We start from the raw sequence: 26,458 nt of genomic DNA on the forward strand, positions 1-26,458 counted from the left end.
GTTCTCCGTTCGGTGTGTAAAAAATCAGGCTTTGGCTTTGACGTAACGGCCCGGCGCGGGCTCGCTCGCCTGGTAGGCGCGCCCCTTGCCATACGCCTTGGGTGCGGCGATCTGCTTGCCGGCGAGCGGCTTGAGCCATTGCGACCAGTCGGTCCACCAGCTGCCCGGATGCTCGACGGCACCGGCCAGCCATTCGGCGTGCGTGGCCGGCAGCTTGCCGTCGGCGCGGATCCAGTGGCTGCGCTTCTTCTTCGCAGGCGGGTTGATCACGCCGGCGATGTGGCCCGACGCGCCCATCACGAAGCGCTTCTTGCCACCCAGCAACTGGGTCGAAGCATAGGCACCGCCGATCGGCACGATGTGGTCCTCGCGCGAACCGTAGATGTAGGCCGGGATGTCGATGCGACCCAGATCGATCTTCTCGCCGCACACCGTCAGCGCGTTCGGCACCGCCAGCTTGTTTTCGAGGTAGGTGTTGCGCAGGTACCAGGCGTAGAACGGACCCGGCAGGTTGGTGGCGTCGCAGTTCCAGTAGAGCAGGTCGAAGGGCGGCGGCGTCTCGCCCTTGAGGTAGTTGCCGACCACGTAGTTCCAGACCAGATCGTTCGGCCGCAGGAAGCTGAAGGTCGACGCCAGGTCCATGCCCGGCAGCAGGCCGCCCTTGCCCATCTGCATCTCGCGGAACTGCACCATCGCCTCGTCGATGAAGATGTCGAGGATGCCGGTGTCGGAAAAGTCGAGCAGCGTGGTCAGCAGCGTGACCGAAGCGGCCGGCGTCTCGCCGCGTGCGGCCAGCACGGCCAGCGCGGTGCCCAGGATGGTGCCGCCCACGCAGAAGCCCAGCGCGTTGATCTTGCCGTCCTTGCCCTGGCCACCGATCTCCTGCACCACATGGATGGCCTTGATGGCCGCGTCCTCGATGTAGCGGTCCCAGGTGAATTCGCGCATCGACTCGTCGGGGTTGCGCCAGCTCACCACGAACACCCGGTGGCCCTGCTCCACCGCATAGCGGATCAGCGAATTTTCGGGCTGCAGGTCGAGGATGTAGAACTTGTTGATGCACGGCGGCACCAGCAGGAAGGGCCGCTCGTACACCTTGGCGGACAGCGGCTTGTATTCGAGCAGCTGGAACAGTTCGTTCTCGAACACCACCGCGCCTTCGGTGGTCGCGACATTGCGGCCCACCTCGAAGGCGCTCTCGTCGGTCATGCTCAGGTGGCCCTGGCGGACGTCGTGCACCAGGTTCTGGATGCCCTTGGCAATGCTCTCGCCCTGCGTCTCCAGCGCCTTGCGCTGGGCTTCGGCATTGAAGGCGAGCGAGTTGCTGGGCGACGAGGCCGCCAGCCACTGCTCGATGGCGAAACGCAGCCGCGCGCGGGTCTTGGCGTCGGCATCGACCGCATCGGCCATGCCGAGCAGCGTGCGCGCGTTGAGCAGATACACCGCGGCGGCGAAGGCCGACAGGGGGTTGTGGGTCCACGCCTCATTCGAAAAGCGCCGGTCGCCAGCCGGTGTGGCGGCAAAGCCCTGGCGCCAGAGTTCGCCGGCTTCGGCGACGTACTGCTCCTGGATGGCCTTGAGCTTGTCCGGCGCGAACGCGAGGCGCGGCATCGCGGGCGCGGCGCCGGCGACACCCATCGGCGGCAAGGAATCGACGGCCTTCTGCCAACCCTGCGTCAGCGCCTGCTGAAACGGACCGAAGGCGTCTGCGAACGGGGCCTGTTGCTTCATGAAGTCTCCTGATTCCTCGCCGGGTCGATTCTGCTTTTGAGTATGCTGCATTCACCGCCCCCCGCAAACCGACCATGTACATCGTCATCATCGCCTGGCTCTACGTCACCCTGATGATGGCCGTGGCCGAAGCCACCAACTCGACCGGCACCGTGCTGGGTGCGATCTTCACCTTTCTACTCTACGGCGTGCTGCCGCTCGCATTGGTGGTTTACCTGTTGAACACGCCGGCGCGCCGGCGTGTGTTGAAGGAACGCGAGGCGGCTGTACAGGAAGCGGCACGCCGCGCTGCCGCGTCAGCCGCGCCAGATGGCCGCGGCCAAACGCCCGCTGACACCATCGCGCCGGTGCGAGAAAAAACGTAACGGGTTGCGTACGGTGCACCAGGCGTCGCTGCCGTCGTTGCCGTACATGGCCTCGACACCCACGGCGCGCAGCCGCTGACGCGCCAGCGCCGGCAGGTCGGCCCACCACTTGCCCGGCGCCGGGCCGGGCCGGAAACAGGCCGCGGCGTCGGCGGACTGCGCCAGGAACGCCGCCTGGACCTCGTCGCCCACCTCGAAAGCCGTCGGCCCGATGCAGGGGCCGAGCCAGGCCATCGGCCGCGTGTCGCCGAAGGCGGCCGCCGTACGCTCCAGCACGCCGGCCGCCAGCCCGCGCCAGCCGGCATGGGCCGCGGCGACCCGCCGGCCGTCGCGGTCGGTGAACAGCACCGGCAGGCAGTCGGCGACCATGATCGTGCAGGCGACCCCGGCGTCGACCGTGGTGCAGGCATCCGACACGGCGCCATCGGGCGTTGCCGCATCGATGGGCAGCACGTCGGTGCCATGCACCTGCTGCAGGAACACCGGCCGTACGCCGATCGCCGCCTGCAACTGCGCGCGGTTGGCAGCGACGAACGCCGGGTCGTCACCAACATGCCCGCCGAGGTTCAGTCCACCGAACGCGCCTGGCGACACCCCGCCCGCCCGTGTGGTGCACACCGCGCGAACGCCCGCAGGCGCCGGCCAGTCGGGCACGAGCCAGTCGTGCATCAGGATTCCGCGTCGGGGCAGCGCGCGGGCTGGGCGCGCTGCACGGTGTCGGTCTGCATGGCCGCCTCGTAGGCCGCCATGGTGCGCGGCAGGCCGCTCAGGTCGCAGTCGAAGCGCTGGGCGTTGAAGATCTGCGGCACCAGGCAGCAGTCGGCCATGGTCAGCGTGTTGCCGTAGCAGTAGATGCCGGCGGGCTGCTCGGCCAGCTGGCGTTCGAAGGCCTCCAGGCCCTCGCGCACCCAGTGGCGGTACCAGGTGTTCTTGGCGGCCTCGTCGAGCTTGAGTTCCTTCACGAGGTACTTCAGCACGCGCAGGTTGTTGATCGGGTGGATCTCGCACGCGATGATCTGCGACAGCGCCCGCACGCGCGCCCGGCCCACCGGGTCGTGCGGCAGCAGCGGTGGCTCGGGGTTGACCTCGTCGAGGTACTCGATGATGGCCATCGACTGCGAGATGCGCTCGCCGCCGGACGACTCGTCTTCTTCCAGCAGCGGCACCAGCTGCTCGGGCGCAATGGCCGAGAACGGCGGCTGGTGGTGCTCGCCGCGCGCGATGTGCACCGGCACGTAGTCGTAGGCCAGGCCCTTGATGTTGAGCGCGATGCGCACGCGGAAGGAGGCGGACGAGCGGAAGTAGTTGTGCAGCTTCATCATGGCCGCAAGCATAGCCGCAGCACTGCCCCGCACCGCACCTCTGCCGGCTCTGGCAAACTGGTGTTCTCCCGCATTCATCAGGACGAATCCCCAATGGCTTCCGAGTACGTTTTCCCTGCGCCGGCTGTGGTCAGCCTCCCCGTCGTCGGCCAACCAGCCCGCTTCCCGGTGCACCGCATCTACTGCGTGGGCCGCAACTACGAAGATCACGCGAAGGAAATGGGCTTTACCGGCCGCGAGCCGCCCTTCTTCTTCATGAAGCCTGCCGATGCGGTGGTGGTGGTCGATGCCGGCCAGACCGGCTCCATGGCCTACCCCACGCTCACGAAGAACCTGCACCACGAGATCGAACTCGTCGTGGCGATCGGCACCGGCGGCAAGAACATCAAGGCGGCCGATGCGCACAAGCACATCTTCGGCTACGCCGTGGGCCTGGACATGACCCGCCGCGACCTGCAGAACGAGATGAAGAAGCAGGGCCGCCCCTGGGACATCGGCAAGAGCTTCGAGCAGAGCGCGCCCATCGGCCCGATCGTGCCCGTGGCCGCCGCCGGCGACGCAACCAATGCCGAGATCGCCCTGCAGGTGAACGGCGAAGACCGCCAGCGCAGCACCGTCAGCAAGCTGATCTGGAACATCGGCGAAACCATCGAGCACCTGTCGGCCGCCTGGGAACTGCAACCCGGCGACCTGATCATGACCGGCACGCCCGAAGGCGTCGGCGCGGTGGTGGCCGGGGACACGCTGGTCGGCACCATCGCCGGCCTGCCGACGCTGACTGTCAAGATCGCCTGATCGATGTCGGTCGTCCACCTGCCCATCAAGCATTGCAAGAACTGCGGTACCGCGGTGGTCTACCGCGTGCCGGACGACGGCGACACGCGCGAGCGGGCGGTGTGCCCGGCCTGCCACACGATCCACTACGAGAACCCGACCAACGTGGTGGGCACCATCCCCGTGCTGGGCGACCGGGTGCTGCTGTGCAAGCGGAACATCGAGCCGCGCTGGGGCAAGTGGACGCTGCCGGCCGGCTTCATGGAGCTGAACGAGAGCACATCGCAAGGCGCGGCGCGCGAGACCGACGAAGAGGCCGGTGCCCATTTCGAGATGGAAGGCCTGTTCTCGGTGATGAGCGTGGTGCGCGTGGGCCAGGTCCACATGTTCTACCGCGCGCGCCTGCTCGACGACGTGTTCGACCCCGGCCACGAGACCATCGAGGCGAAGCTCTTCACCGAGGAAGAGATTCCCTGGGACGAGATCGCCTTCCGCACGGTGCGCGAGACCCTGCGCTTCTACTTCGAGGACCGCCAGCGCGGCAACTTCGACCGCGTCCACACGCTCGACATCGTCTGAAAGCCACGGCATGAAGCAACGTCTGGCCCTCCTCCTTCTCGGCGCCATGGCCGCCTGCGCGGCCGCGGCCGAACAGGTGGGCGAAGTCGACACCGTCTTCAAGCTGATCGGCCCCGACCACAAGATCGTCGTCGAGGCCTACGACGACCCCAAGGTCAACGGCGTGACCTGCTACGTCTCGCGCGCCAAGACCGGCGGCGTGTCGGGTGCGCTGGGCCTGGCCGAAGACAAGGCCGAGGCCTCGATCGCCTGCCGCCAGGTCGGCCCGCTGAGCTTCACCGAGCCGCTCAAGAAGCGCGACGAGATCTTCAGCGAACGCCAGTCGATCATGTTCAAGCGCCTGCGCGTGGTGCGCATGGTCGACGCCAAGCGCAACACGCTGATCTACCTGAGCTATTCCGACCGGCTGATCGAAGGCTCGCCACAGAACAGCGTGACGGCCGTGCCGGTCGACCGCGCCACCGTCATCCCCGTCAAGTGACGAAAGCGATCCGCCACGGATGAACGAAACGCCCGACGCACCGGGAGGTGCGGTCCGCGAGCTCTATGCAGCGCTCTGGCGCTTCGCCGAAGGCGCGCGCGGCCAGTTGCTGGGCGCAACCGCGCTGCTCACGGCGTCGCAGCTGGTCAAGCTCACGCTGCCCTACCTGGCCGGCCAGGCGATCAATGCGCTGCAGCGCGGCAACCTGCCCGGCGCGGGCGGCTGGATCGCCACGCTGACCGGCGTCTACCTGCTGTCGTGGATGCTGCACGGCCCCGGGCGCATCCTGGAGCGCAACGTCGGCGTGCGGGTGCGCGAATCGCTGGCCGACCAGCTCTACACGCGCCTGGCCGCCGCGCCGCTGGCGTGGCACGACGGCCACCATTCCGGTGAACTGCAGCACCGGGTGCACCAGGCCAGCCGCGCCCTGTCGGATTTCGCGCAGAACCAGTTCATCTGGCTGAACAACGCGGTGAGCATCGTGGGGCCGCTGGTGGCGCTCACCCTGCTCTCGCGCGCCAGCGGCGCGACCGCGCTGGTGGGCTACCTGCTGATCGGCCTGATCATCCTGCGCATCGACAAGGCGCTCATGCGCCTGGCGCGAGCCGAGAACGACGCCGACCGCCGCTACGTCGCGGCGCTGCTCGACTTCATCGGCAATGCATCGACCGTGATCGGCCTGCGGCTGCAGGGCGCCTCGCGGCTGCTGCTGCGCGCGCGCATGGCCGCCATCTCGGTGCCGCTCAAGCGCACCGTGGTGCTCAACGAAGGCAAGTGGTTCGTGGTCGACATGCTCGGCCTGCTGCTGACCTGGGGCCTGGTCGTCATCTACGTGTGGCAGTCGCGCACGCCAGGGCAGGCGGTGCTGCTGGGCTCGGTCTTCATGATCTACCAGTACGCGCAGCAAGCCGCGGGCGTGGTGTCGTCGATGGCGGCCAACTTCCAGTTCTTCGCGCGCATGCACACCGACTACGGCAGCGCGGCGCCGATCTGGGCCGCCCCCACCGGCCCCGCGCTCACCACGCCGCCGGAAGAAGTGCCGGCGCACGAGCACATCGACGCGGCCACCCGCTGGTCGGAGCTGCAGGTGACGGGCGTGCGCTGGCAGTACGAGCGGCAGGGTGCGCCGGTCGAGGGCGAGACCGTCCGCAGCGGCCTGCACGACGTGTCGCTCGCGCTGCGGCGCGGCCAGCGTATCGCGCTGGTCGGACCGAGCGGCGGCGGCAAGAGCACGCTGCTGCGGCTGCTGGCGGGCCTCTACGCGCCGCAGGCCGGACAGCTGCATTTCGACGGGCAGCCCTTCGAATGGGGCCGCCTGCGGCAGATCGCCACGCTGATCCCGCAGGAGACCGAGGTCTTCGAGGCCAGCGTGCGCGAGAACCTGAGCTTCGGCCGGCCTGGCAGCGACGCGCGCATCGAAGCCGCGCTGTACGCCAGCGCCTTCGACGAGGTGCTCAAGGCCAACAACGGGAGCCTGGACTCGCCGTTGTCCGAGCGCGGTTTCAACCTCTCGGGCGGCCAGCGCCAGCGGCTGTGCCTCGCGCGCGGCGTGCTCGCGGCCGAGGGCAGCTCGCTGCTGCTGCTGGACGAACCCACCAGCGCGCTCGATGCCGGCACCGAGGCGCGGGTGCTCGAGCGCATTGCCGCGGCCTTCCCCGAGGCCTGCGTGATCGCCTCCATCCACCGGCTGAGCCTGCTGGACCGCTTCGACACCGTGCTGTTGATGGAAGCCGGCCGCGTGCTCGACATCGGCCCGCGCAACGCGGTGCTGGCACGCCAGCCGCTGCTGCAGCGCATGGTCCAGCCCCAATGACGGGAACCTCGCCCGTCGAACCCATTCCAAACCGCGCATGCCACCACTGACACACCCCCTGTCCCTGACCTTTCGCATCGGCCTGGCGGCCGCCGCCACCGCAGCCCTGGTGGCCTGCGGCACGACCGGCCCGACCAAGGGCAGCGGCAACCCCGGCGCCGCGGCGCAGGCCAAGCCGCAGTTCATCCGGCCGGCCAGCGGCACGACGCTGGCGCGCTTCAACGGCAAGTCCAACAAGGGCATCGACATCGCCGGCAGCGCCGGCGACCCGGTGCTGGCCGCGGCCGACGGCCGCGTGGTCTATGCCGGCGGCCAGCTGCGCGGCTACGGCAACATGCTCATCGTCAAGCACAACGAGACCTTCATCACCGCCTATGCGCACAACCAGGCGCTGCTGGTGAAGGAGAACGAGATCGTCCGCCAGGGCCAGAAGATCGCCGAGATGGGCAAGAGCGAAGCCGACCGCGTGAAGCTGCACTTCGAGATCCGCAAGGACGGCACCGCGGTCGACCCCGAGCCTTACCTGAGCGGAAGGCTGCGCTGAGGCACAGGCCCGCCGCGCCGCATCAGGCAGAGGTGTCGAGCGTGCTGCCCCGGGTCTGCGATGCCGACTCGCTGGCCATCTGCGCATAGGCGCGCTGCACCAGTTCGACCAGCTGGGTGCCGCCGAGCGTGCCTTGTGTTGACACGTCCGTGGAGTCGACCTGGGCGCTCAATGCCTGGACGAAGGCATCCGACTCCGTGCTGCTGACCTGGCTGTCGCCGTCGGTGTCGATCGCCTGGAGCAGCGCCTGCACCGCATCGGTCGACACGTCGCCGGCCATCCGCTCGGCCAGCGACACCACCCCGTCTTCGTTGGTGTCGAGCGGGTCGTAGGTCGTGACACCCGCAACGCCACCGCCTCCCCCGCCGCCACCCGCACCGCCGGCCGGCGGCGGACCACCGGCGGGCGGGGCGCCGTCGGGGCCCGACGGACGGCCCGCCTCGAACTCGGTCTGGCTCAGGCTGCCGTCGCCATCGCTGTCGAGCTTGGCGAACAGTTCGTCGCTGGCGGCCGTGTCCTCGGTGGACGACGTGCCTTCCGCCCCCTCGCCCGTCATCTTGGCCAGGAGGATCTGCATCTCCACCTTGCTGACCAGGCTGTCGCCGTCGGCGTCGGCCTTCGCGAACAGGTCCTTGCCCTTGTCGCCGCCGGGCTTGGGCATCACGTCCTTCATGCCCTCGGCCAACTCCTCGCCGGACAGGCTGCCGTCGCCGTCGGCGTCCATCTTGCCGAACAGCTCGGCCGTGTCGCCGGTCGCGGCGACACCGGTCTTTTCGGCGATGTCGTCGAGGACACCCTGGAGTTCGGTCTTGTCGACACCGCCGCTCTTGTCCGTGTCGGCCTTGGCAAGCATCTTCGCCGGCATCTGACTTCGCATATCGAACCAGCTGTTGCTGGCGCTACTGACCCCGCTGATGGCGCTCATGGTCGTTACCCCTTCTAGTTCATGGTTGAGTGAAAGCCACGCCCATCGACGACGAGCAGCGGCACCGGCCATTCTTCAGAGCGCTTGTCAGCTGCGTTTGTCGGTTGTGTACCAAGGCTGATACGAAAGGCCGATTCAGCGCCCGAACAAGCGGCGATTCCCCCGCCTGCTCGGGCTTTGGCCCTGCGCGGGCGCCACCTAGACTGTCCGGACCCATGCATCCCCCCGGCCCCTCCGTACCGCAGATCCTGATCGTCGACGACGACGAAGGCATCACCGAACTGCTGCGGGACTACCTGGCGCGCTTCGGCTTCCAGGTGCACGTGGCGTGCGACGGCGCGGCCATGCACCGGCAGCTGGCCGACCATGCCATCGACCTCCTGGTGCTCGACCTGATGCTGCCGGGCACCGACGGTCTGCAGCTGGCCCGCGAGGTGCGCCGGTCCACGGCGATGCCGATCATCATGCTGACGGCGCGCTCCCATCCGTACGACCGCGTGCTGGGTCTGGAATCGGGCGCCGACGACTACATGGGCAAGCCCTTCGAGCCGCGCGAACTGGTGGCCCGCATCCAGACCGTGCTGCGCCGCGCGAAGGGCGCGCAAGCGGCCAGCGCGCCGCTGCACAGCAACGTGGTCCGCTTCGACGGCTGGGAACTGCACCGCGACGACCGCTGCCTCATCTCGCCGGCGGGCCTGATGGTGGCCCTGTCCAACGCCGAGTTCCGGCTGCTCTTCACCTTCCTGCAGATGCCGCGCCGTCTCTTCAGCCGCGACCAGCTGATGGAACAGGCGCGCGGCCGCGCGATGGAGTCCTTCGACCGCAGCATCGACCTGCTGGTGTCGCGGCTGCGCCAGAAGCTGGCCGACGACCCGCGCGAGCCGAAGATGATCAAGACGGTGCGCGGCGCCGGCTACCTGTTCAACGTGCGATCGGTGCAGGGCCAGCCCGCCTGGCAGCACGGATGACGCGCGCCTGGGCCCGACTCGTGCCGAGCACCCTGTTCGGCCGGCTCGCATTGCTGCTGTTCGTCGCCGTGCTCGCCAGCCATGTGCTGGCGCTCACGCTCATGTTCGAGCTGCGGCCGCCGCTGCCGCCCGGCACCGTGCCCCGGAGGCCACCGCCGGGCCTGCACCCCGGCCTGCTGCTCGACATCGGCGTGCGGCTCGGCGCATTGATGCTGGCCGCCTGGATCGGCGCGCGCTGGCTCTCGCAGCCCATCCGCCAGCTTGCCGCCGCCGCGCGCGACATCGGGCTCGACATCCGCAGGCCGCCCATGGCCGAGCAAGGCACCGAGGAATGCCGCGCCGCCACCCGTGTCTTCAACCAGATGCAGGCGCAGATCTGCCGCCAGCTCGACGAGCGCGACCGCTTCGTCGCAGCCGTGTCGCATGACCTGCGCACCCCGCTGACGCGCCTGGCGCTGCGCGCCGAAGGTCTCGGCGACCCGGTCGCGCGCCGCGAGTTCAGTCGCGACATCGTCGAGATGAACGAGATGATCACGGCCACACTGGACTACCTGCGCGGTGCGGCCGAACCCGAGGCCTTTGTGCTGCTGGACGTCGCCTCGCTGCTGGGCAGCCTGGCCGACGACCGGCAGGCCTGCGGACAGGATGTCGGCCTGACGATGGGCCCGGTGCGCCCGCTCCGCGCGCAGACCTCGTCGCTGCGCCGCTGCATCGACAACCTGGTCGACAACGCGCTGCGCTACGGCGGCTCGGCGCACATCCACCTGATCGACCACGCCGACCGTCTCTGCATCGAGGTGCACGACGAGGGCCCCGGCATTCCGGAGGCCGACCTCGAACGCGTGCTCGAACCCTTTCACCGGCTCGAGGCCTCGCGCAACCGGCACCACGGCGGCGTCGGCCTGGGCCTGGCGATTGCGCACGACATCGCGCGGCACCACAAGGGACAGCTGAGCCTGCGCAACGCCGAGCCGACTGGGCTCATCGCCGCGCTGACGCTGCCGCGCCGCAGCCACCCCCACTAGCGCAACAGCGACAGCAGCCCGCTGGCACGCCGCGTGCGCTGCGCGAGCGCTTCCGCGAAGGCCGGCGCGCGCGGCGTGACCAGCGTGAAGGCGCTGCGCGCGCGCGTGATGCCGGTGTAGACCAGTTCGCGCGTCAGCACGCGGCCGGCATCGCGCGGCAGCACCAGCACGGTGTGGTCGAACTCGCTGCCCTGCGACTTGTGCACGGTCATCGCGAAGGCGGTCTCGACCGAGGCCAGCCGGCTCACGCCGACCGAGCGCGCCGTATTGCCGTCGAGGAAGTAGGCCCGGAGCGGCGCGCCCGGCGTGGCCGGAGGCAAGGTGATGCCGATGTCGCCGTTGAAGACGCCCACCGCCGCATCGTTGCGCGTGACCATCACCGGGCGGCCTTCGTACCAGGCGCCGCGCTTGACGAGGGAGCCTTCGGCCACCATCGCGCGTTCGATGGCCGCATTCAAGCCTTCGGCACCCCACTCGCCCTGACGCACGGCGCAGAGCAGGCGGAAGCGTTCGAAAGCCTGGAGCACCGTCAGCACCCAGTCGGCATGGGTCTGCGCATCGCCGGGTGCCGGCCGCACATGCAGCGCTTTCAGATAGCCACCGAAACCGCCTAGCGCACCGTCGCGGCCCCGCAGTGCGAGCGCGATGACGTCGGCGGGCAACGGGGCATCGAGCCAGGCGAGCGCCGCGCTTTGGTCGCCGTGTAGCAGCCTCACGGCCGATGTCGCGTTTCCCTGATTCACAGCCACCGCGAGCTGCCCGATCGGCCCGCCGAAGCGGCGGCTCTCGCGCAGCATGACGGTCTGCTGCGCCAGCGGCGGGCCGTCGCCGGCAAAGGCATCGGGCACGCGCTGGCCGGTGACCGCTTCGAGGTAGGCCAGTGTTTCCGGCCGGTAGCGCCCGGCCTCGGCATCGCGGCACAGGTCGCCCAGCACGGCACCGGCCTCGACCGAGGCGAGCTGGTCCTTGTCGCCCAGGAAGACCACGCGCGCCGTCGGCGGCAGCGCCTCAAGCAGCGCGGCCATCATCTCCAGGTGGATCATCGACGCCTCGTCGACGATCAGCACGTCGACCTCCAGCGGATGCGCCGCGTCGAAGCGGAAGCGCCGCGTGTCGGGCCGCGCGCCGAGCAGCGAATGCAGCGTGCGGGCCGGCTGGATGTGCGAGGCGAGTTCGTCCAGCGGCAGGCGGTCGCCGACCTGTGCGTTCAACGCATCGAGCGCTGCATCGATCGACTGCTTGAGCCGCGCCGCCGCCTTGCCGGTGGGCGCGGCCAGCATCACGCGCAGGCGGTCGGGGCTCGCATCCATCGCGAAGAGCAAGGCGAGCAGGCGCGCGGCCGTGTACGTCTTGCCGGTGCCGGGGCCGCCCGTGATGATCGAGAAGCGGCCGCGCAGCGCGAGGCCGCAGGCGGCCTTCTGCCAGTCGAGCGTCGATGCGTCGCCCGCTGCGGGGAACAGCAGGTCGAGCTGCCGCCGCACCGCGATCGTGTCGACCGGCAGCGGCGTGGCACCGCGTGCCAGCACCTGCGTCGCGACGCGCCGTTCGTAGTCCCAGTAGCGGCGCAGGTAGAGGCGGCCTTCGTGCAGCACCAGCGGCGCGCTGCTTGGGGCGTCGCCCGTGCCCACGAGCGGGCTCGCTTGGAGGGTCTCAGTCCATGCACCGGGGTCGGTGTGCAGCGACGCCATCGCCGCCTGCAGCGCCGTCTGCGCCTCGGCGGGCCAGCCGAGCAGCGCATCGGGATCCCCCAGCAGTTCGTCGAGCAGCAGGCAGGCGTGGCCGCGGCCTTCCATGTGCGCGACCAGCGCACCAGCCATCAGCAGCTCGGGGACGGCGTCGGGCACCAGCTCGTACAGGAAGCCGGCGAAGGCGGCGTCGAGCCGGCGTAGCCAGCCGGACTCGGCCCACTCGCGCAGCGTGGTCAACAACGATGCGGGCGTCATGCGCCGACATCCGTGGTGGCGCCCAGCAGCCGATCGAGCGCATCCAGCAGCGGCAGCACCGGCGGCACGTGGTAGCACCCACGGGCCGGCCCGTCGATGCCGCGCAGGAACAGGAAGACCGCGCCGCCCAGTTGCGCCGCCGGGTCGTAGGCAGCACCCAGGCGGCTGCGCAGCAGGCGGTGCAGCGCCAGCAGGTAGATGGCCGACTGCACGTCGTAGCGGTGCGCAGCCATCGCGCCTTCGAGCGCATCACGGTCGTAGTCGGCATCGCTGCCGCCGAGGTGGTTCGACTTGTGGTCGAGCACCCAGTAGCGCCCGCCGTGCTCAAACACGATGTCGGCGAAGCCCATCAGCATGCCGTGCAGCTCGCGCTCCGGCAGCAGAGGCCGATCGCGGCCACCCAGCAGGTACTGGCGGCACAGGGCGTCGATCTGCGCGGCAGCCAAGGTCTGCGCGGGCAGCCAGAACTCCATCTCGGGCACGGTGACCGCGAGCGCATCGAGCGCCGCGCCGACCGGCGGCAGCGGCGACTGCAGCACGCGCAGCAGCCAGGCCAGCACGTCGGGCGCGCGCTCGGTCCAGCCCTGGCGCTCGCAACGGCGCAGCAACTGTTGCTGGCGCTCGGGCGAGGCCGCGAGGTCGAAGCCTTCGGTCGCCAGCCATTCGAGCTGGTCGTGCAGGAAGTTGCCCGCGAAAGCGCCGCGGGGGAAGCGGTGCCAGGGTGCGTCGATGGGCGCGGCGCGCAACGGCACTGCCGCCATCTCGCCATCCACTGCATCGCCCGGCTCGTCGTTGCGCACCGCGGCCACGCTCGATGCCAGCACGCCCGGGAGCGGCGATACCGCCGACAGCGTGCGCACCAGGGCCGAGAAGCTGCCGATGGACCAGCGCCGGTCGAAGTCCGCGTCGTAGCGCGCCAGCTCACGCAGTGCGATGGGTTCACCGCGCGGCTGCAGCGGCGTCGTGCCGAGGCCGGCCATGTCGTCGGCCGGCACCAGCGCGATATCGGCGCAGGGCTGCACCACATCCTGGATGCGCGTCATGAGTTGCTCGGGCAGCACCTCCTCGGTCCCGCCCAGCACGTAGCCGATGGCGCTGCGGTGCAGCGTCGGCGCGTTGGCATTGCCTTCCTTCAGCGCCGCCAGGCCGACCCACACGGCATGCCGCGCCCGCGTGAGCGCGACGTACAGCAGGCGCAGGTCTTCGCGCTGGCGCTCCTTGTCGGCCTCGGCGATGTGGGCGTCGCTCAGGTGCAGGTGCAGCGTGCGTTCGCCTTCGTCGTCCGCCAGGTTCAGGTGCGAGGTGCCGGCCTTCTTCACGCCGCGGAAGCCGCTGGCGAAAGGCAGGAAGACCAGCGGGTACTCGAGGCCCTTGGACTTGTGCACCGTCACCACCTTCACCAGATCGGCATCGCTTTCGAGCCGCACGATCTGCTCGTCCCCGCCGGCTGCATCGCCGCGCACCTGGTCGGCCAGCCAGCGCACCAGTGCCTGCTCGCCGTCGAGCTGGCCGCTGGCCGCCTGCAGCAGCTCGGCCAGGTGCAGGAAGTTGGTGAGTCGGCGTTCGCCGTCGGCCGCACCGCCGAGCCAGCGCGTCGGCAACTCCAGCAGGTGCAGCGTGCGGCGCAGCATGGTCAGCACGCCCTGCTGCTGCCAGATGCCGTGCAGCTGCCGCAGCTGCTCGCTGCGCAGGTCGAAGGCTTCGTCGTCGCGCGCGAGCACGCGCAGCTCGTCGATCGACAGGCCGACGGTGCGCGTCGCGAAGGCCGCGCGCGCCAGGCGCACGTCGAGCGGCTCGGCCACGGCACGCAGCCAGTGCAGCAGGTCCTGCGCCTCGGGGCTGGCGAAGACCGAGTCCTTGTCGGAGAGGTAGACCGAGGCGACACGACGGCGACGCAGTTCGCGCTGCACGGCGGCGGCTTCCTTGCCGGTGCGCACCAGCACCGCGATGTCGGCCGGGCGCAGTCGCACGAAAGGCTTGCCCGCCTCCGCGAAGCCGGCGTCCGGATCGTTCAGCAGCACGACGATGCGCTCGGCGCAGCGCGCCGCGAAGTGGCGACGGCTGGTCTCGGCGTTGAGCAGCGTGGCGTCGAGCGCCAGCGTGACCGCCGGCTCGGCACCCGCGGCGCTGACGAAGGACTCCTTCCGACCCTTCGCTTCGACCGGTGCGAAGGGCAAGGGGTTGTCGTCGGTCCCGCCGCGGTACATGAAGGCGCCCTCGCCGTCGCGCGTTTCCGGGTGCGCCAGCAGGTGGTTCACGGCCGCCACCACCGACGCGGTCGAGCGGTGGTTGGTGCCCAGCATGTAATGCCGGCCCTCGGTGGCGCGGCGCGCCTGCAGGTAGCTGTGGATGTCGGCGCCGCGAAAGCCGTAGATCGACTGCTTCGGGTCGCCGATGAGCAGCAGGCCGCTCGACGGCTCGTTCGCCGCGATACGGTAGAGCCGGTCGAAGATGCGCGACTGCACCGGCGAGGTGTCCTGGAACTCGTCGATCAGCGCGACCGGGTACTGCGCCAGCATGCGCGCGCGCAGCCGCAGCGCGGCCTCGCCGTTGCGCTCGGGGTCGAGCGCATCGTCCAGGCGCTGCAGCATGTCGGCGAAGCCGAAGCTGCCCGACTGGCGCTTGAGCTCGGCGAGCCGTTGCGCGATCTGTGCGGCGGCATGCAGGCGCAGCGCCGAATCGATGGGCTGCAGCGCATCGAGTGCAAGCATCAACTGCTCGAAGGCCGCGAAATCCTCGGGCAGGTCGATGGTGCCGCCGGCCTTGAGCGCGCCCTGCATGCCCTCGGGCGTGAAGCGGGTGCGCCCGGTCTTGAGGTCGGGCATGTCGGCGCGCGGGTCGTCGGCCCAGGCGGCCAGCGCCTTCAACCAGCCGGTGTAGTTCTTCGGTGCCATGCGGCGGCCGTCGAAGGGGCACGGCTTGCGCGCCATCTGTGCGTCGATCCAGCCCTGCATCGCCTGCGCGCGCTGCGCCCAGCCGAGCTTGAGCGATGCGAGCTCGGCGCGGTGCGCGGCCAGCGTTTCGTCGATCAGCGCGCCCAAGGGACCCTGCCCCACGTCCGCCGGCAGCGTCTGGCCGACGAGCCCGCGCGCATCCTTGGCCAGCGCGTCGACGGTGGGCCAGACCGACAGCGCGGCGTCCAGGGCGTCGCCCGACAGCGGGTAGAGCTGCTGGCGCCAGTAGTCCTGCGCCGCCTCGTCGAGCATCGCGCGTTCGTTGGCCGTGAGCTCTTCGTCGAACAGGCAGCCGCTGTCGAAGGCATGCTCGCGCAGCATGCGCTGGCACCAGGCGTCGATGGTGTGGACGGCCGCGTCGTCCATGCTCTCGGCGGCCATGGCGAGCCGCCAGGCGGCGGACTGGCGTGGCGCACCTTCGGCATAGGCCGCGATCAGGCTGCGCAGGAAGGCGTCGCCGTCGTCGGGCACCGCCTCGCCGCGGAAGCAGCGCGCCGCCTCGAGCAGGCGCGCGCGGATGCGGTCCGACAGTTCACGCGTCGCCGCGCGGGTGAAGGTCATCACGAGGATTTCGGACGGCACCAGCGGGCGCAGGTAACCGGCCGATGTGCCGTCGGCATCGGCCTCGCCATGGCCCAGCACCAGCCGCAGGTAGAGCGCGGCGATGGTCCAGGTCTTGCCGGTGCCGGCGCTGGCCTCGATGAGGCGGCTGCCCCACAGCGGCAAGGTCAGCGGATCGAGGTGTTCGCTCATGCGGCAGACGCCTCCGTCATGGCAGCGTGCATCTCGACCGCCACATGCGTGGCCGCCCAGTCGCGCAAGGGTCCGTAGAGGACTTCCGCGAACTCCTCGAAGCGACCATCGGCCGCCAGCGTCTCGAAGTCGGGGAACACGCGCGCGAGGCACGCTTCGCGGCCTTCGCCGTCGAGGAACATGCCGCCCTCGTAGGCGGACTCGGGCTTGCCGCCGTCGAGGAACGCAAGGGCCGTGAGCGGCGCCACCGGCAGCGGTTGGCCCATGCCCTCGCGCCAAGCATCGAGCAGATCGCGCAGCGTCGCCATCGCGCGGTCGGCCGGCATGGCCTGTACGGTGAGCGTCGCGTCACGCCCGACAAGCACGCCCTGCACCGGCACGCCGCAGGCGCTGCCGACCAGCGCGTGGATCCACGCACCGATCAACTTGTCGACCCGTGGCGCGCCCTTGTCGGTGGCCAGGCGGCTGGCCTGCAGCGACAGCCACACCGGCGCGCCGGAGTCCGTCGACGACAGGCGCAAGCCATCCAACCAGTCGTCGAGCACCAGGCCTTCGTGCTCGAAGCGCAGGGGCTCCTTCACGCCCGCGACGGGGTAGTCGTGGTGCAGCGTGCGCCAGCGCGCCAGCATCGGCCGCAAGGCACTGGCCAACTCGCGCTCGGCGCGCTCGCCCAGTTCGGCCATCGGCAGACGGCCGCTGCGGCGGATGCGCGCAAGCTGGGCGTCGATGCGGCGATCGAGCGGCGCGGCGGCATCGGGCGCGCCGGCGGCGTCGAGCGCATCCAGCGATTCGTCGAGCAGCCCGTAGTGCGCGAGGCCGTCGAGCGCGAAGGTCTCGTGGTCCTCCATCACCTCCTCGCCTTCGGCGAAGACGACGGCGAGCTGGCGGCGGAAGAAGTCCTTGACCGGGTTCTTGAGGAAGCTGGTGAGTGCGGACAACGTGATCGGTACCGCGGTGTCGATGGCGGCCGGCGCACCGTCGGGCCACACCACATCGCGCGCATCGGATTCGGAAGCCGCTTCGTGCGCGCCACGCCATTCGCGGGCATGAGTGAAAAGCGGTGCCTCGCGGTCCTCGGGATCGAGCTCTTGCACCTCGAAATAGCGGCGGCTGAAAGGCTGCAGCGGATGCTCGGTGGTGCGCGCCTCGACCACCTCCTTGTGCCAGCCGGCCTCCAGGTAATCGCGCAGTTGCGACACCAGCACCGACGGCGGCTGCTCGCTGTTGTCGCGCACGCTGCGGCCCGTCCAGCTGACGTAGAGCACGCGGCGCGCCGACAGCAGCGCTTCCAGCATCAGCTGCCGGTCGTCGTCGCGGCGCGAGCGGTCGCCGGGCCGGCGCTGGCCGGGCAGGCCCATCAGGTCGAAGTCGCTGCGCGGGCTGCTGCGCGGGTAGTCGCCGTCGTTCATGCCCAGCAGGCAGACGACCTCGAAGGGCACGGCGCGCATCGGCAGCAGCGTGCAGAAGGTGACGCCGCCGGCGCGGAAGCGGCGGCTCAGCCCGGGTTCGTCGATGCCTTCGAACCAGGCCTCACGCAGCACGGCCAGCGGCACCGGCTCGTGGAAGTCGGCGCTGTCGCAGGCCTCGAGCCAGGCGCCGAGAGCTTCCTGCGCGGCGGCCAGGGCCAGGCGCTCTCGCTCGTCGGTCGGCGCCATGAAGGTCGCGAGCAAGGCGCGGGCACGCTCGGCCCAGGCGACCGGCGTGGCGTCGCTGGCGGTCTGTGCCCACCACGCGGTGAGCGCGTCCAGCAGGTCGGCCAGCGCGCCGGCCACGGAGGCTTCCAGCCCGCCGACTTCGGCGTAGGGCTCGATGCCATCGAAGGCCCCGTCATCCGCCTCGCCGTTCGCGTAGCCCAGCAGCATGCGCTGCAGGCCGAAGCGCCAGGTGTTCTGCTCGCCGCAGGCATCGAGCCCCAGCGCCGACCGGTGCGCCAGGTTCAGGCCCCAGCGCGCGCCGGCGCCCTCCATCCAGCGCGCCAGCAAGGGCAGCTCGTCGGCACCGATGCCGAAGCGCGCGGCCACCGCCGGCACGTCGAGCAGGTCGCGAATCTCCGTGAGGCCGCAGCGCTGTTGCGGCAGGCGAAGCAGCCATTCAAGCGCGACCAGCAGCGGGTTGTGGCCCCGCTCGTTCAGGTCGGCGATATCGAAGGGAATGAAGCGCTTGTCGCTGCGCGGGTACTGACCGAAGACCGAGCGGATGGCCGGCGCGAAGGCGGCAATGTCGGGCACCATGACCACGATGTCGCGCGGCTGCAGTGGAGTGCCATCAGGCGGTTCGGCCAGCAGCGCGAGCAGCTGGTCGTGCAGGATCTCGACCTCGCGCTGCGCGCTGTGCGCGATGTGGAAGACGACCGAGCGGTCGGCCGCATCGACCGGCGTGTGCGGGTGCTCGTGCAGCGGCACCAGGTCGCGGATGGCCGCCTGCACCTGCTGCAGCAGCGTCCTGGCCGGCGCGTCGTCGAACAGGTCGATCCGGGCGATGCCGAAGCGCTGCTGCGCGGCCGCCGCGTCGTCGAAGGCATCGAGCTGCCGCACGAAGTCGCGGCCCTGCCGGCCCCACGCCGCGAGCAGCGGATGGCCGTGCGCATGCATCTCTTCCAGCGGCACCGACGCCAGGTCGCGCGCGCCGCGCAAGGGGTGGCGGCGGCGCTCCATGCGCAGCAGCTCGCGCCCTTCGATGATGTCGGCCCAGTGGTAGCGGCTGGGGTTGGGGATGGCCATCAGCACCTGGGTGTGGGCCGCCAAAGCGGCCAGCGCCTGCAGCGTCTGCATCGGCACGTGGGTCATGCCGAAGAGGATCACGCGGCGCGCGACCGGCGCGGCCAGCGGCGCGCCCGTGGTGAGCGTCGCGAGGAAGCGCTGGTGCAGCTGCGTGCGGGCCGAGGTCAGCGCTTCCGCATCGAGCCCGGCCAGCAGTTCGCGCCACAGCGCGGCCTGCCAGCGCTGGTCGTCGGGCAGCGGCAGGTCGCCGATGCCTGAAAGGCTTGGCAACACGTCGCGGCCCGCCTCCCAGGCGGCGAGCCAGTCACTGCGGTAGACCTGGTACTGGTCATACAGGTCGGCCAGGCGTTGCGCCAGCTGCAGGCGCCGGCCGAGGTCGCCGTCCCGCAGGAAGCCGGCCAGCGGCGCGAAGCCGGGACGCGGCGCGACGACGGGCAGCAGGTGCATCAGGCGCCAGGTGAGCGCCTGACGGTCGAGCGCCGAGCGCGCCGGCACCGCGTCCCGGCCCAGCACCTGGCGGTAGCTGCGCCACAGGAAACGCGCCGGCAGCTCGACCCGCGTGGCCGCGCACACGCCGCGCGTGGCCGCCAGCGTCATCTTCAGCCACTCGGCCACGCCGTTGCTCTGCACCAGGAAGATCTCTTCCTCCAGCGGCTGCAACGGGTGGCGGCTGATCCATTCGAACAGCGCGTCGCCCAGCAGTTCGGCGCGGTTGCCGTGCAAGACCAGAAGGCCGGGCTGGAGAGGGACGGGATTCATGCGCTGCGCGGCGGGTGAGGAAGAGGCGAGGGGCGGCGGACCATTCTCGCCGCTGCGCGGGCCGGCCTCGCTGCAGGCCGTCGCGCAAAGCCGCTCAGCGCCGGCCAGCGGCGAGGTTCGCCAGGCGGTCGTAGCCGCTCATCTCCAGGAAGCCCTGCCCTTCGGCGCTGCCGCTCACGCGCACCGGCCCCTCCCAATAGACATTGGCCGTGGTCTGGCGCGAATCGAATTCGCCGTCGGGGTAGAAAGGCTTCACGTCGTAGACGCCCGAAGGCAGACGCAGGCGCCACTCGACGACATAGGGGATCCGCGTCACGGGGCTGGTCCAGCTCGCGCCCGGCGTGAGCTCGATGTCCTCGCCCTTAAGCGGCACGGCGCCCTTGGCATCGGACACCGTGCCGGCGGTCATGACCTTGCGGCCCTCGGCGTCGAAGAGCTGGTAGACCATCACGTCGGAGCCGTTCGCCAGATGCAGCGCAAACCAGTTCCAGCCCAGCGTGGAGGCGTCGAACTCGCCCCACTGGTGATCGAACCACACCGGGCCGCTCACCGACACGGTCTTGCCGCCGACCACGATGTCGCCCTTGGCGGCGATGCGCGGGCGCGAATAGTAGTAGCTGATGCCGGCCTTGCCGAAGTCGAGCAGACCGGGCGTCTTCGAGCCGGCGGCGCGGTGCGCGACCACCGGACCCGCGTCCTTCAGATCGAGCGAGATCGCCATGTCGTCGGACGCGGTCCGCAAGGTGTGCGACGGCCCGGCCGCCGCGACGCGCCAGCGCCCCTGCGAGAAGTCGAAGCCGTTGGCGATCGCCTGCGCCGGCACCCCGCCGGTGCGGGTCTGGCTGGCATAGCGCTTGCCGGTCTGCAGGTCGGTCACCGCGGCATGCATGGCCGTGTGCTTGACCAGGCCGGTGGCGACGAAGACCGCCACGTGGAAGGCATAGCGCTCGCCGTTCGCCGCATCGAGGATGCCGTTGTAGTACCACCATTCCATGCCCGAACCGTGCGCAGCGTCGTCGGCCGGCAGGTTGAGCGGGGGGAGCGCCGCAGTGCGTTCGGCCGGCCCGCCGTCGTCGACGGCCGCGACTGTCGCCGCTCGCCCCGACAGCGCATCGGGCATCCACGTCATGAACAGCGTCGCCGCCACGGCGACCAGCACACCGACACCCAGCAGCAGGTAGCGCCGTGCGGCGCGACGGCGCTGCAGCTCTTCACGGTAGGAGCGCGAATACGCCCGGCCGGAGCGGGGGGAAAAGTCATCTGGCATCGGCGAGGCCTCGGAAGGACATGCAATGGGCGCCGAGCCTAGCATTGGCTCCGCGCCAACGCCAGAGAAGGCAGCAGTCGCTGCGCTGCCAAAAGGCTCACAGGAGCCCGGGCGGGCTGGTCCCAAACAGCTCGATCAGCGGCGGCATCGCGTCGTAGGCCTGGCGACGCGCAGGGTCCCCAAGGCACGCACGGGCGCGCTGCAACCGGCGCAGCCGCCAGCGCCATCGCAGCGCAATGCCCGTTCGCTCCGGCCCGAGCGCCTCGCGGGCGCGCCGATAGCCCGCTTCGATCTCCTCGAGGCTCGCGTCCTCGGGCACACCCAGCAAGGCATAGAGGCTCATCCGCGATCGATCACGACGTCGGGGCCCGCCCAGGGACTTCGCCCGAGGCTTCGACGAACAGCGCCACGTCGGGCCGGTACACACCGCGGCCGATCAGTCCGTGCGTGCCTTGCTGGTCGAGGATGGCGAGATCGACCAGCGGCGACACACCGCTCGCCGCCGCGCGCGCGATGTCGACCAGCCCTGTGGCCGGTTCGACCACCGCAGCGCGCTGCGCCACCAGTGCGTCGGGCAACACATTCAGCCATTCGTCCTGCAGCGCCGGCGCCGCGGCCAGCGCCTGGCCACCCAGCCCGCAGAAATCGATGACCGCGCTGTCTCCGATGGCGCCCAGCGCCTCGGTGTCGGCATGGCCGGGCATGCGCGTGCCCCTCGGGGGCGTGGCCGGGCATCGGTGCCATCGGCTGTCGCCATGCATGCGCAACCCGAAGTCGACGCCATTGCCGCCGACGGCGGCCAGACCGTGCGTGGCGTGGCGCAGCCGCCAACATGCCGCCGCCATCAGGATCGTCAGCACGAAGCCTGGGTTGGATTGCAGTGCCGCCCGGTCGTCGGCGGCAAGGCCGGCAATGGCCTCGACCAGCGCCGCATTGGCCGCCCCGGTGCGCGCATGGCATTCGTCGCCTTGCGCTAGCGCCTGCGCGACGATCGGGGCCAGCGCCACGGGCTGCGCACGCAGCAGCGGTGCCAGCCGCTGCAGGCCGAAATCGGCGATCGCGGCGAGACGCAAGCGCGCCTCCGGCGCCTCGGTGCCGAAGCGCAGGGCCGGCGGCGGCCCTTCGACCAGCGGCGCCCATGCGACGCGGGCCGCGTCGCCGACCGCGGCCATCGGCATCGAGGCCGAAACGACCTGCGCCAGCGGGGTGACCACACCGTGGTCTTGCGCGGGACGAAGCTCGACCGCGCCGGTCGACAGCATGGCGCGCGCGTGCGCCTCGTCGGCGGCCAGGCTTTCGAACAGCAGCGCCTGCACGCAGGCGTTGCGCACCGCACGCGGAAGCTCGCCTTCGAACGGCGGGCCGGCGTGCAGCAGCACTGTCGGGCCCAGGTCGGGCAACGCCTCGCGGCGCGACACCACGTCGCGCAGGCTGGCGCCCTCGAAGGGCCGCGCCCAAGATGCGGCATCGGCCGCCAGCGACGACGCAGGCAGCGAGGAAGCCATGCCCGGCATTCCGTCAGGCCGCCTGCGCCACAGGCAGGATCGATGCGACGGCATCGAAGCGCTCGCCGGCACGCAAGCAGAAGGCCGGCTTCAGAAGGCGGTCGGTCGTGACGGCTGTGCCTTCGTTGTCGTGCAGGGTCCAGCGGCCGCGCTGGTCGTTCAGAACGCTCACGTCGGCTTCTGCGCCGACCCGCAGGGTGCCGAGCGTGTCTTCCATGCCGATCATGCGGGCCGCATTCACCGTGACCATGGGCACCACCTGCTCGATCGTCAGCCCCAGCGCCAGCATGCTCGTCATCGCCGACACCAGGCTGAAGCGGATGCGGCCCTTGAACATGTGGTCTTCCTCGTCCGGGTGCGACTCCGGCGTGCCCGGCGGCGCCGGCACCGTCGTGTTGTAGCCGTGCATGTCGGCGCCGAGGGTGTCGGGCATGACGCCGTAATCCAGCACGATGCGCGCCGTGCGGTAGCTGAAGTGCGAACCGTGGCCCACGTCGATCTTCAGACCGCGTGCGACCGCCTCCTTCACCAGGGGATGCAGTTTCCCGTCGAGTTCGACGAAGCCACCCGGGTGCCGGCTGAAGGGATGTGCCAGCACGTCGCCTGGCTTCAGCATGTCGACCACCTGGTTGAAGATCGAGTCGGGGTCGACGGCGAGCCCACCCTCCTGCGGCTTCGGCCAGAGCTGACCGAAATGGATGTAGACCGGCAGGTCCGCCTCACGGCCCATGCGGGCGGCCAGGCGCATCACGTCGACACCCCAGCGCGCGAAGCCGCCGATCTCGGCATGCGCCTTCAGGCCGCGGACCAGATCGCGGTTGCTGCGCGCAGCCTTCACCGCCGCATCGACGTCGAGACAGTCCGGGCGGTACAGCTCGGGGTAGTAGTGCCCCTCGAGCCCGCCCACCAGGTAACAGGACATGAAGGCGACCACACGCGACTTGGCGGTGGCCACGACGTAGTCGCGAAAACCCGGCAACGTGATCGAGCTCGGCCCCCCCTGGTCGACCAGGGTGGTCACGCCGGAATGCACACCGCACAGGTCGGCGTTCATCCCGAAGCGGCCGGTCACGCCCTGGTAGACGTGCGCATGGGTGTCGATGAGCCCTGGCAACACGAGTTGCCCCCGACAGTCGACCACTTCGGTGCCGGCCGGCGCGCTGACCGCCAGGTCAGGACCGACAGCCGCGATGCGCGTGCCCGCCACCAGCACATCCATGATGCCGTTGCGCTGGCTGGCCGGGTCGATCACGCAGCCGCCTTTGAGCAGAATGTTCGTCATGTCCTTGGTCGTTCCGAATGGGTTCTGAGGAATTAGATAGGTGGCATGCCGCATGTTTCGTGCCACCCCGGAACCGGCCGACCGTGCAGCCGATATGCGGTATGCCCGCTAAACTGACACGCAGCCCCGCCCTTCCGCGGGGCCGGGATGCGGCCCAAGCCGCTCAACGCTGCGCACGTCTTCAGATGACAGAGAAAACCAAGAGCAAGACCATCCAGGCAGAACTCCAGGCCGCGCAGGAACGCTCGATGCTGTTCGCCCGCCCGGGCTTCCTGATCCGCCGGCTGCATCAGATCCACAGCGGCCTCTTCACCGAAGAAACCAAGGCCTTCAACATCACGCCCGTGCAGTACAGCCTGCTGACCGCCCTCGCGGAGCACGGCGAGATGGACCAGAACACCCTGGCGATGGAGATCGGCCTCGAACGCACCACGGTCGCCGAGGTGCTGCCCCGCCTGGAAAGCCGCGAGTTCATCGAGCGCAACCAGTCGGCGCAGGACAAGCGCGTGAAGCTGGTCAAGCTCAGTCGCACGGGCAAGGCGATGGTTCGCCGCATGGAAGCCGCAGCCCAGCGCGCCCACGACCGCACCATCGAACACCTGCCTGCAGCCGAGCGGCAGTTGTTCATGCTGCAGCTGATTCGGCTGGTGGAAGCGAACAACCACAAGAGCGTGGCACCCCTGCGGCTGCGCTGAGCCTCATCGGAAGCCGGCAACGCGTAGTCCCGCTTTGCATCGACAATAGGTGGCATGCCCCATTCATGCGCGGCATGCCACCGATACGGTGCATCACGCACGCCGCGAGACGCTGACAAGCTTCCATGTGACCGTGAATCTCATGCGCCGAGCCACACGTTCGCCTGGATATTGACGCAACGCAAGGACAAGAGATACCGCAAGCTGCTAGTGGCATGGACGTTGCTTGAAAGCCCACGGGTCCGCGGCTTTTCTGCCACGGGTGTCCGCCACCGGAGGTCTCATGGGTCTGCAAGGTTCTGTCGCCATCGTCACGGGCGCTGCCATCGGCATCGGCTTCGCCGCGGCTGAGCGCCTGGCCGAGCGGGGCGCGCGGGTCGTCATCGCCGACCGCAGCGGCGCCGAAGAAGCGGCCTCCAGGCTGGCAGCGCGCGACCTGCAGGTGACGGGTGTCGCGCTCGACGTCTCGTCGCCCGAGCAGGTGAGTGCCGCCGTGCAGGCCACCGAATCGCGCCACGGCCGCATCGACGTGCTGGTGAACAACGCCGGCATCTACTCGACGCTCGAACCCAAGCCCTTCGAGCAGCTGACGCCGCAGGAGTGGCGCCAGGTGTTCGACGTGAATGTGATCGGCGTGTTCCTGATGTGCCAGGCGGTGCTGCCGGCCTTCCAGCGCGCCGGGGGCGGCCGCATCGTCAACATCTCCTCGGGCGTAGCCTTCAAGGGCAACCCCTGGATGGCGCACTACGTGGCCAGCAAGGGCGCCGTGATCTCGCTGACGCGGGCGCTCGCCACCGAGCTCGGCCGCTACCAGATCCTCGTCAACAGCGTGGCGCCGGGCTTCACGCTGAGCGACGGCGTCCACCGCAACCCGACGCTGGTCGAAGGCGTGCGCGAGCCGTCGATGCGCAACCGAGTGCTCGCCCGGGACATGACCCCGGCCGACCTCGTGGGCGCCATCGAATTCTTCGCCGACGCACAGTCGGCCTTCATCACCGGCCAGACGCTGGTGGTGGACGGCGGCGCGTACTTCCACTGATGTCCGAGCCTGCTGCCATGCCCGACACCACCATTCCCGTGATCGACCTCGCCCCGGCGCTGCAGGGCAACCGCGCCGAGCGCCTGCGCGTCGCGCGCGAGATCGAGGCCGCCTGCACCGACATCGGCTTCTTCACGATCACGGGCCATGGCGTGCCACTCGCGCTGATCGACACGCTGCGCGGCCACGCCAGCACCTTCTTCAATCTGCCACTGGACGAGAAGCGCCGCGCCGAGCCCGAGAGGGTCACGGTGCCGCGCGGCTACCGCGCGCTGGGCTTCGACGCGCTGTCGCGCGGCAATGCCGGCGACGCGCCGGGCGACCTGAAGGAGTACTACCACTTCGGCCGCGAAAGCTGGCCGGACACGCCCTACTACACCGGCGAGACGGGCCAGCGCTATTTCATCCCGAACCGCTGGCCGGCGCGGCCCGACGGCTTCGCCGCGGCGGCTGCCGTGTACTACGCCGAGATGGAACGGCTCACCGGCCAGATGATGTCGCTCGCCGCCCTGGCGCTCGGGCTCGACGAAGACTTCTTCGAAGACAAGATCGACCGGCACATCACCGCGATGCGCCTGAACTTCTACCCCGCGCAGCAGGAAGCGCCGCTGGCCGGCCAGATGCGCGCCGGCCCGCACACCGACTACGGCCTGCTGACCATCCTCAACGGCGAGAACACGCCTGGCGGGCTCGAGGTGCAGACGCGCGGCGGGCAGTGGCTGCGCGTCGAGACCGCCCCCGACACCTTCGTCGTGAACATCGGCGACCTGTTGATGCGCTGGACCAACGACCGCTGGGTGTCGAACGTGCACCGCGTGGTCAACCCGCCGCCCGGCAGCGGCCCGGCGGCACAGCGCATCTCGCTGGCCTTCTTCCACCATCCGAACTACGACGCGCTGGTCGAATGCATCGCGCCCGAAGGCCAGGCGAAATACCCGCCGGTGCTGTCGGGCGAGTACCGCGACCAGCAGTACCGGCGCACGCGCGTCTGAGCACGTCGCGGCCTAGACAACA

The 26,458-nt window shown here is 70.1% G+C and carries 22 protein-coding genes; 11 read left to right on the forward strand and 11 right to left on the reverse strand.

The features are described 5' to 3' along the window. Window positions 1-24: 24 nt before the first annotated feature. Window positions 25-1,731 carry a class I poly(R)-hydroxyalkanoic acid synthase gene (gene phaC, locus QTH86_RS07295; RefSeq protein WP_286645338.1) on the reverse strand — a complete coding sequence of 569 codons (1,707 nt, stop codon included), beginning with the start codon at window positions 1,729-1,731 and terminating at the stop codon, window positions 25-27. A 74-nt stretch (window positions 1,732-1,805) separates the two neighbouring features. On the opposite strand from phaC, the gene QTH86_RS07300 reads away from it, so the two are divergent. Continuing rightward, complete coding sequence (locus QTH86_RS07300; RefSeq protein WP_286645337.1) at window positions 1,806-2,096, forward strand: hypothetical protein; 291 nt, start codon at window positions 1,806-1,808, stop codon at window positions 2,094-2,096. On the opposite strand, the gene pgeF is transcribed toward QTH86_RS07300, so the two are convergent. Continuing rightward, window positions 2,028-2,765 carry a peptidoglycan editing factor PgeF gene (gene pgeF, locus QTH86_RS07305; RefSeq protein WP_286645336.1) on the reverse strand — a complete coding sequence of 246 codons (738 nt, stop codon included), beginning with the start codon at window positions 2,763-2,765 and terminating at the stop codon, window positions 2,028-2,030. The two genes, QTH86_RS07300 and pgeF, sit on opposite strands and share 69 nt — an antisense overlap. Then, window positions 2,765-3,415 carry a maleylacetoacetate isomerase gene (gene maiA / locus QTH86_RS07310; RefSeq protein ID WP_286646745.1) on the reverse strand — a complete coding sequence of 217 codons (651 nt, stop codon included), beginning with the start codon at window positions 3,413-3,415 and terminating at the stop codon, window positions 2,765-2,767. The genes pgeF and maiA overlap by 1 nt, the downstream gene beginning before the upstream one ends. Window positions 3,416-3,511: 96 nt before the next feature. On the opposite strand from maiA, the gene QTH86_RS07315 reads away from it, so the two are divergent. The 5 genes from QTH86_RS07315 to QTH86_RS07335 are packed head-to-tail and all read left to right on the forward strand — an operon-like array spanning window position 3,512 to window position 7,609. After that, window positions 3,512-4,213, forward strand: a complete 702-nt coding sequence (locus QTH86_RS07315; protein ID WP_286645335.1) for a fumarylacetoacetate hydrolase family protein — start codon at window positions 3,512-3,514, stop codon at window positions 4,211-4,213. A 3-nt stretch (window positions 4,214-4,216) separates the two neighbouring features. Continuing rightward, window positions 4,217-4,771 carry an NUDIX hydrolase gene (locus QTH86_RS07320; RefSeq protein ID WP_286645334.1) on the forward strand — a complete coding sequence of 185 codons (555 nt, stop codon included), beginning with the start codon at window positions 4,217-4,219 and terminating at the stop codon, window positions 4,769-4,771. Between the two features lie 10 nt (window positions 4,772-4,781). Next, window positions 4,782-5,252: a CreA family protein gene (locus tag QTH86_RS07325; protein WP_286645333.1), complete on the forward strand. Its 471-nt coding sequence runs from the start codon at window positions 4,782-4,784 to the stop codon at window positions 5,250-5,252. A gap of 19 nt (window positions 5,253-5,271) precedes the next feature. Next, complete coding sequence (locus QTH86_RS07330) at window positions 5,272-7,065, forward strand: ABC transporter ATP-binding protein (RefSeq protein WP_286645332.1); 1,794 nt, start codon at window positions 5,272-5,274, stop codon at window positions 7,063-7,065. A gap of 37 nt (window positions 7,066-7,102) precedes the next feature. Next, window positions 7,103-7,609: a murein hydrolase activator EnvC family protein gene (locus QTH86_RS07335; RefSeq protein ID WP_353505987.1), complete on the forward strand. Its 507-nt coding sequence runs from the start codon at window positions 7,103-7,105 to the stop codon at window positions 7,607-7,609. A 22-nt stretch (window positions 7,610-7,631) separates the two neighbouring features. Here the strand turns inward: QTH86_RS07335 and xopAW are convergent, their stop codons facing one another. Continuing rightward, window positions 7,632-8,534, reverse strand: coding sequence for a XopAW family type III secretion system calcium-binding effector (gene xopAW / locus QTH86_RS07340; protein ID WP_286645331.1), 903 nt, complete (start codon window positions 8,532-8,534; stop codon window positions 7,632-7,634). Window positions 8,535-8,749: 215 nt separating this feature from the next. On the opposite strand from xopAW, the gene QTH86_RS07345 reads away from it, so the two are divergent. Beyond that, a complete protein-coding gene (locus QTH86_RS07345; RefSeq protein ID WP_286645330.1) occupies window positions 8,750-9,502 on the forward strand; it encodes a response regulator in 753 nt (250 codons plus the stop codon). Beyond that, window positions 9,499-10,527: an ATP-binding protein gene (locus QTH86_RS07350; RefSeq protein ID WP_286645329.1), complete on the forward strand. Its 1,029-nt coding sequence runs from the start codon at window positions 9,499-9,501 to the stop codon at window positions 10,525-10,527. Before QTH86_RS07345 ends, QTH86_RS07350 begins: the two co-directional genes overlap by 4 nt. Here the strand turns inward: QTH86_RS07350 and recD are convergent. The 7 genes from recD to QTH86_RS07385 all read right to left on the reverse strand — a co-directional run bounded on the left by recD (window position 10,524) and on the right by QTH86_RS07385 (window position 23,710). Beyond that, the gene (gene recD / locus QTH86_RS07355; RefSeq protein WP_286645328.1) at window positions 10,524-12,470 is read right to left on the reverse strand and encodes an exodeoxyribonuclease V subunit alpha; all 1,947 of its coding nucleotides are present in this window, start codon (window positions 12,468-12,470) and stop codon (window positions 10,524-10,526) included. The genes QTH86_RS07350 and recD overlap by 4 nt on opposite strands. Beyond that, window positions 12,467-16,177, reverse strand: a complete 3,711-nt coding sequence (gene recB / locus QTH86_RS07360; protein WP_286645327.1) for an exodeoxyribonuclease V subunit beta — start codon at window positions 16,175-16,177, stop codon at window positions 12,467-12,469. Before recB ends, recD begins: the two co-directional genes overlap by 4 nt. Then, a complete protein-coding gene (gene recC, locus QTH86_RS07365; RefSeq protein ID WP_286645326.1) occupies window positions 16,174-19,656 on the reverse strand; it encodes an exodeoxyribonuclease V subunit gamma in 3,483 nt (1,160 codons plus the stop codon). The genes recB and recC overlap by 4 nt, the downstream gene beginning before the upstream one ends. 94 nt (window positions 19,657-19,750) lie before the next feature. Beyond that, entirely contained in the window at window positions 19,751-20,923 is a 1,173-nt protein-coding gene (locus QTH86_RS07370) for a lipocalin-like domain-containing protein (protein ID WP_286645325.1), read from the reverse strand. A gap of 97 nt (window positions 20,924-21,020) precedes the next feature. Next, a complete protein-coding gene (locus QTH86_RS07375) occupies window positions 21,021-21,266 on the reverse strand; it encodes a DnaJ domain-containing protein (RefSeq protein WP_286645324.1) in 246 nt (81 codons plus the stop codon). Window positions 21,267-21,276: 10 nt separating this feature from the next. After that, window positions 21,277-22,428 carry an oxamate carbamoyltransferase subunit AllG family protein gene (locus QTH86_RS07380; RefSeq protein WP_286645323.1) on the reverse strand — a complete coding sequence of 384 codons (1,152 nt, stop codon included), beginning with the start codon at window positions 22,426-22,428 and terminating at the stop codon, window positions 21,277-21,279. Between the two features lie 13 nt (window positions 22,429-22,441). Continuing rightward, window positions 22,442-23,710, reverse strand: a complete 1,269-nt coding sequence (locus tag QTH86_RS07385; protein ID WP_286645322.1) for an amidohydrolase/deacetylase family metallohydrolase — start codon at window positions 23,708-23,710, stop codon at window positions 22,442-22,444. A 185-nt stretch (window positions 23,711-23,895) separates the two neighbouring features. Between QTH86_RS07385 and QTH86_RS07390 the strand changes: the two genes are divergently transcribed. The 3 genes from QTH86_RS07390 (at window position 23,896) to QTH86_RS07400 (ending at window position 26,436) form a co-directional block, all read left to right on the forward strand. After that, window positions 23,896-24,405, forward strand: coding sequence for a MarR family winged helix-turn-helix transcriptional regulator (locus QTH86_RS07390; RefSeq protein ID WP_286645321.1), 510 nt, complete (start codon window positions 23,896-23,898; stop codon window positions 24,403-24,405). A gap of 283 nt (window positions 24,406-24,688) precedes the next feature. Further along, a complete protein-coding gene (locus QTH86_RS07395) occupies window positions 24,689-25,444 on the forward strand; it encodes an SDR family NAD(P)-dependent oxidoreductase (protein WP_286645320.1) in 756 nt (251 codons plus the stop codon). A 17-nt stretch (window positions 25,445-25,461) separates the two neighbouring features. Further along, a complete protein-coding gene (locus tag QTH86_RS07400; protein ID WP_286645319.1) occupies window positions 25,462-26,436 on the forward strand; it encodes an isopenicillin N synthase family dioxygenase in 975 nt (324 codons plus the stop codon). Window positions 26,437-26,458: the final 22 nt, after the last annotated feature.

The organism is Variovorax sp. J2L1-78 (assembly GCF_030317205.1).
GTDB classification, from domain to species: Bacteria; Pseudomonadota; Gammaproteobacteria; order Burkholderiales; family Burkholderiaceae_C; genus Variovorax; species Variovorax arabinosiphilus.

What these genes read in the sequence shown, in the direction of transcription:
- QTH86_RS07350 (WP_286645329.1), top strand. Translation starts at nt 9,499, where the DNA reads ATGACGCGCGCCTGGGCCCGACTCGTGCCGAGCACCCTGTTCGGCCGG.
- xopAW (WP_286645331.1), bottom strand. Translation starts at nt 8,534, where the DNA reads ATGAGCGCCATCAGCGGGGTCAGTAGCGCCAGCAACAGCTGGTTCGAT.
- QTH86_RS07320 (WP_286645334.1), top strand. Translation starts at nt 4,217, where the DNA reads ATGTCGGTCGTCCACCTGCCCATCAAGCATTGCAAGAACTGCGGTACC.
- maiA (WP_286646745.1), bottom strand. Translation starts at nt 3,415, where the DNA reads ATGAAGCTGCACAACTACTTCCGCTCGTCCGCCTCCTTCCGCGTGCGC.
- recC (WP_286645326.1), bottom strand. Translation starts at nt 19,656, where the DNA reads ATGAATCCCGTCCCTCTCCAGCCCGGCCTTCTGGTCTTGCACGGCAAC.
- QTH86_RS07390 (WP_286645321.1), top strand. Translation starts at nt 23,896, where the DNA reads ATGACAGAGAAAACCAAGAGCAAGACCATCCAGGCAGAACTCCAGGCC.
- phaC (WP_286645338.1), bottom strand. Translation starts at nt 1,731, where the DNA reads ATGAAGCAACAGGCCCCGTTCGCAGACGCCTTCGGTCCGTTTCAGCAG.
- QTH86_RS07400 (WP_286645319.1), top strand. Translation starts at nt 25,462, where the DNA reads ATGCCCGACACCACCATTCCCGTGATCGACCTCGCCCCGGCGCTGCAG.
- QTH86_RS07385 (WP_286645322.1), bottom strand. Translation starts at nt 23,710, where the DNA reads ATGACGAACATTCTGCTCAAAGGCGGCTGCGTGATCGACCCGGCCAGC.
- QTH86_RS07330 (WP_286645332.1), top strand. Translation starts at nt 5,272, where the DNA reads ATGAACGAAACGCCCGACGCACCGGGAGGTGCGGTCCGCGAGCTCTAT.
- recB (WP_286645327.1), bottom strand. Translation starts at nt 16,177, where the DNA reads ATGAGCGAACACCTCGATCCGCTGACCTTGCCGCTGTGGGGCAGCCGC.
- QTH86_RS07335 (WP_353505987.1), top strand. Translation starts at nt 7,103, where the DNA reads ATGCCACCACTGACACACCCCCTGTCCCTGACCTTTCGCATCGGCCTG.
- QTH86_RS07395 (WP_286645320.1), top strand. Translation starts at nt 24,689, where the DNA reads ATGGGTCTGCAAGGTTCTGTCGCCATCGTCACGGGCGCTGCCATCGGC.
- pgeF (WP_286645336.1), bottom strand. Translation starts at nt 2,765, where the DNA reads ATGCACGACTGGCTCGTGCCCGACTGGCCGGCGCCTGCGGGCGTTCGC.
- QTH86_RS07315 (WP_286645335.1), top strand. Translation starts at nt 3,512, where the DNA reads ATGGCTTCCGAGTACGTTTTCCCTGCGCCGGCTGTGGTCAGCCTCCCC.
- QTH86_RS07300 (WP_286645337.1), top strand. Translation starts at nt 1,806, where the DNA reads ATGTACATCGTCATCATCGCCTGGCTCTACGTCACCCTGATGATGGCC.
- QTH86_RS07370 (WP_286645325.1), bottom strand. Translation starts at nt 20,923, where the DNA reads ATGCCAGATGACTTTTCCCCCCGCTCCGGCCGGGCGTATTCGCGCTCC.
- QTH86_RS07345 (WP_286645330.1), top strand. Translation starts at nt 8,750, where the DNA reads ATGCATCCCCCCGGCCCCTCCGTACCGCAGATCCTGATCGTCGACGAC.
- QTH86_RS07325 (WP_286645333.1), top strand. Translation starts at nt 4,782, where the DNA reads ATGAAGCAACGTCTGGCCCTCCTCCTTCTCGGCGCCATGGCCGCCTGC.
- recD (WP_286645328.1), bottom strand. Translation starts at nt 12,470, where the DNA reads ATGACGCCCGCATCGTTGTTGACCACGCTGCGCGAGTGGGCCGAGTCC.
- QTH86_RS07375 (WP_286645324.1), bottom strand. Translation starts at nt 21,266, where the DNA reads ATGAGCCTCTATGCCTTGCTGGGTGTGCCCGAGGACGCGAGCCTCGAG.
- QTH86_RS07380 (WP_286645323.1), bottom strand. Translation starts at nt 22,428, where the DNA reads ATGGCTTCCTCGCTGCCTGCGTCGTCGCTGGCGGCCGATGCCGCATCT.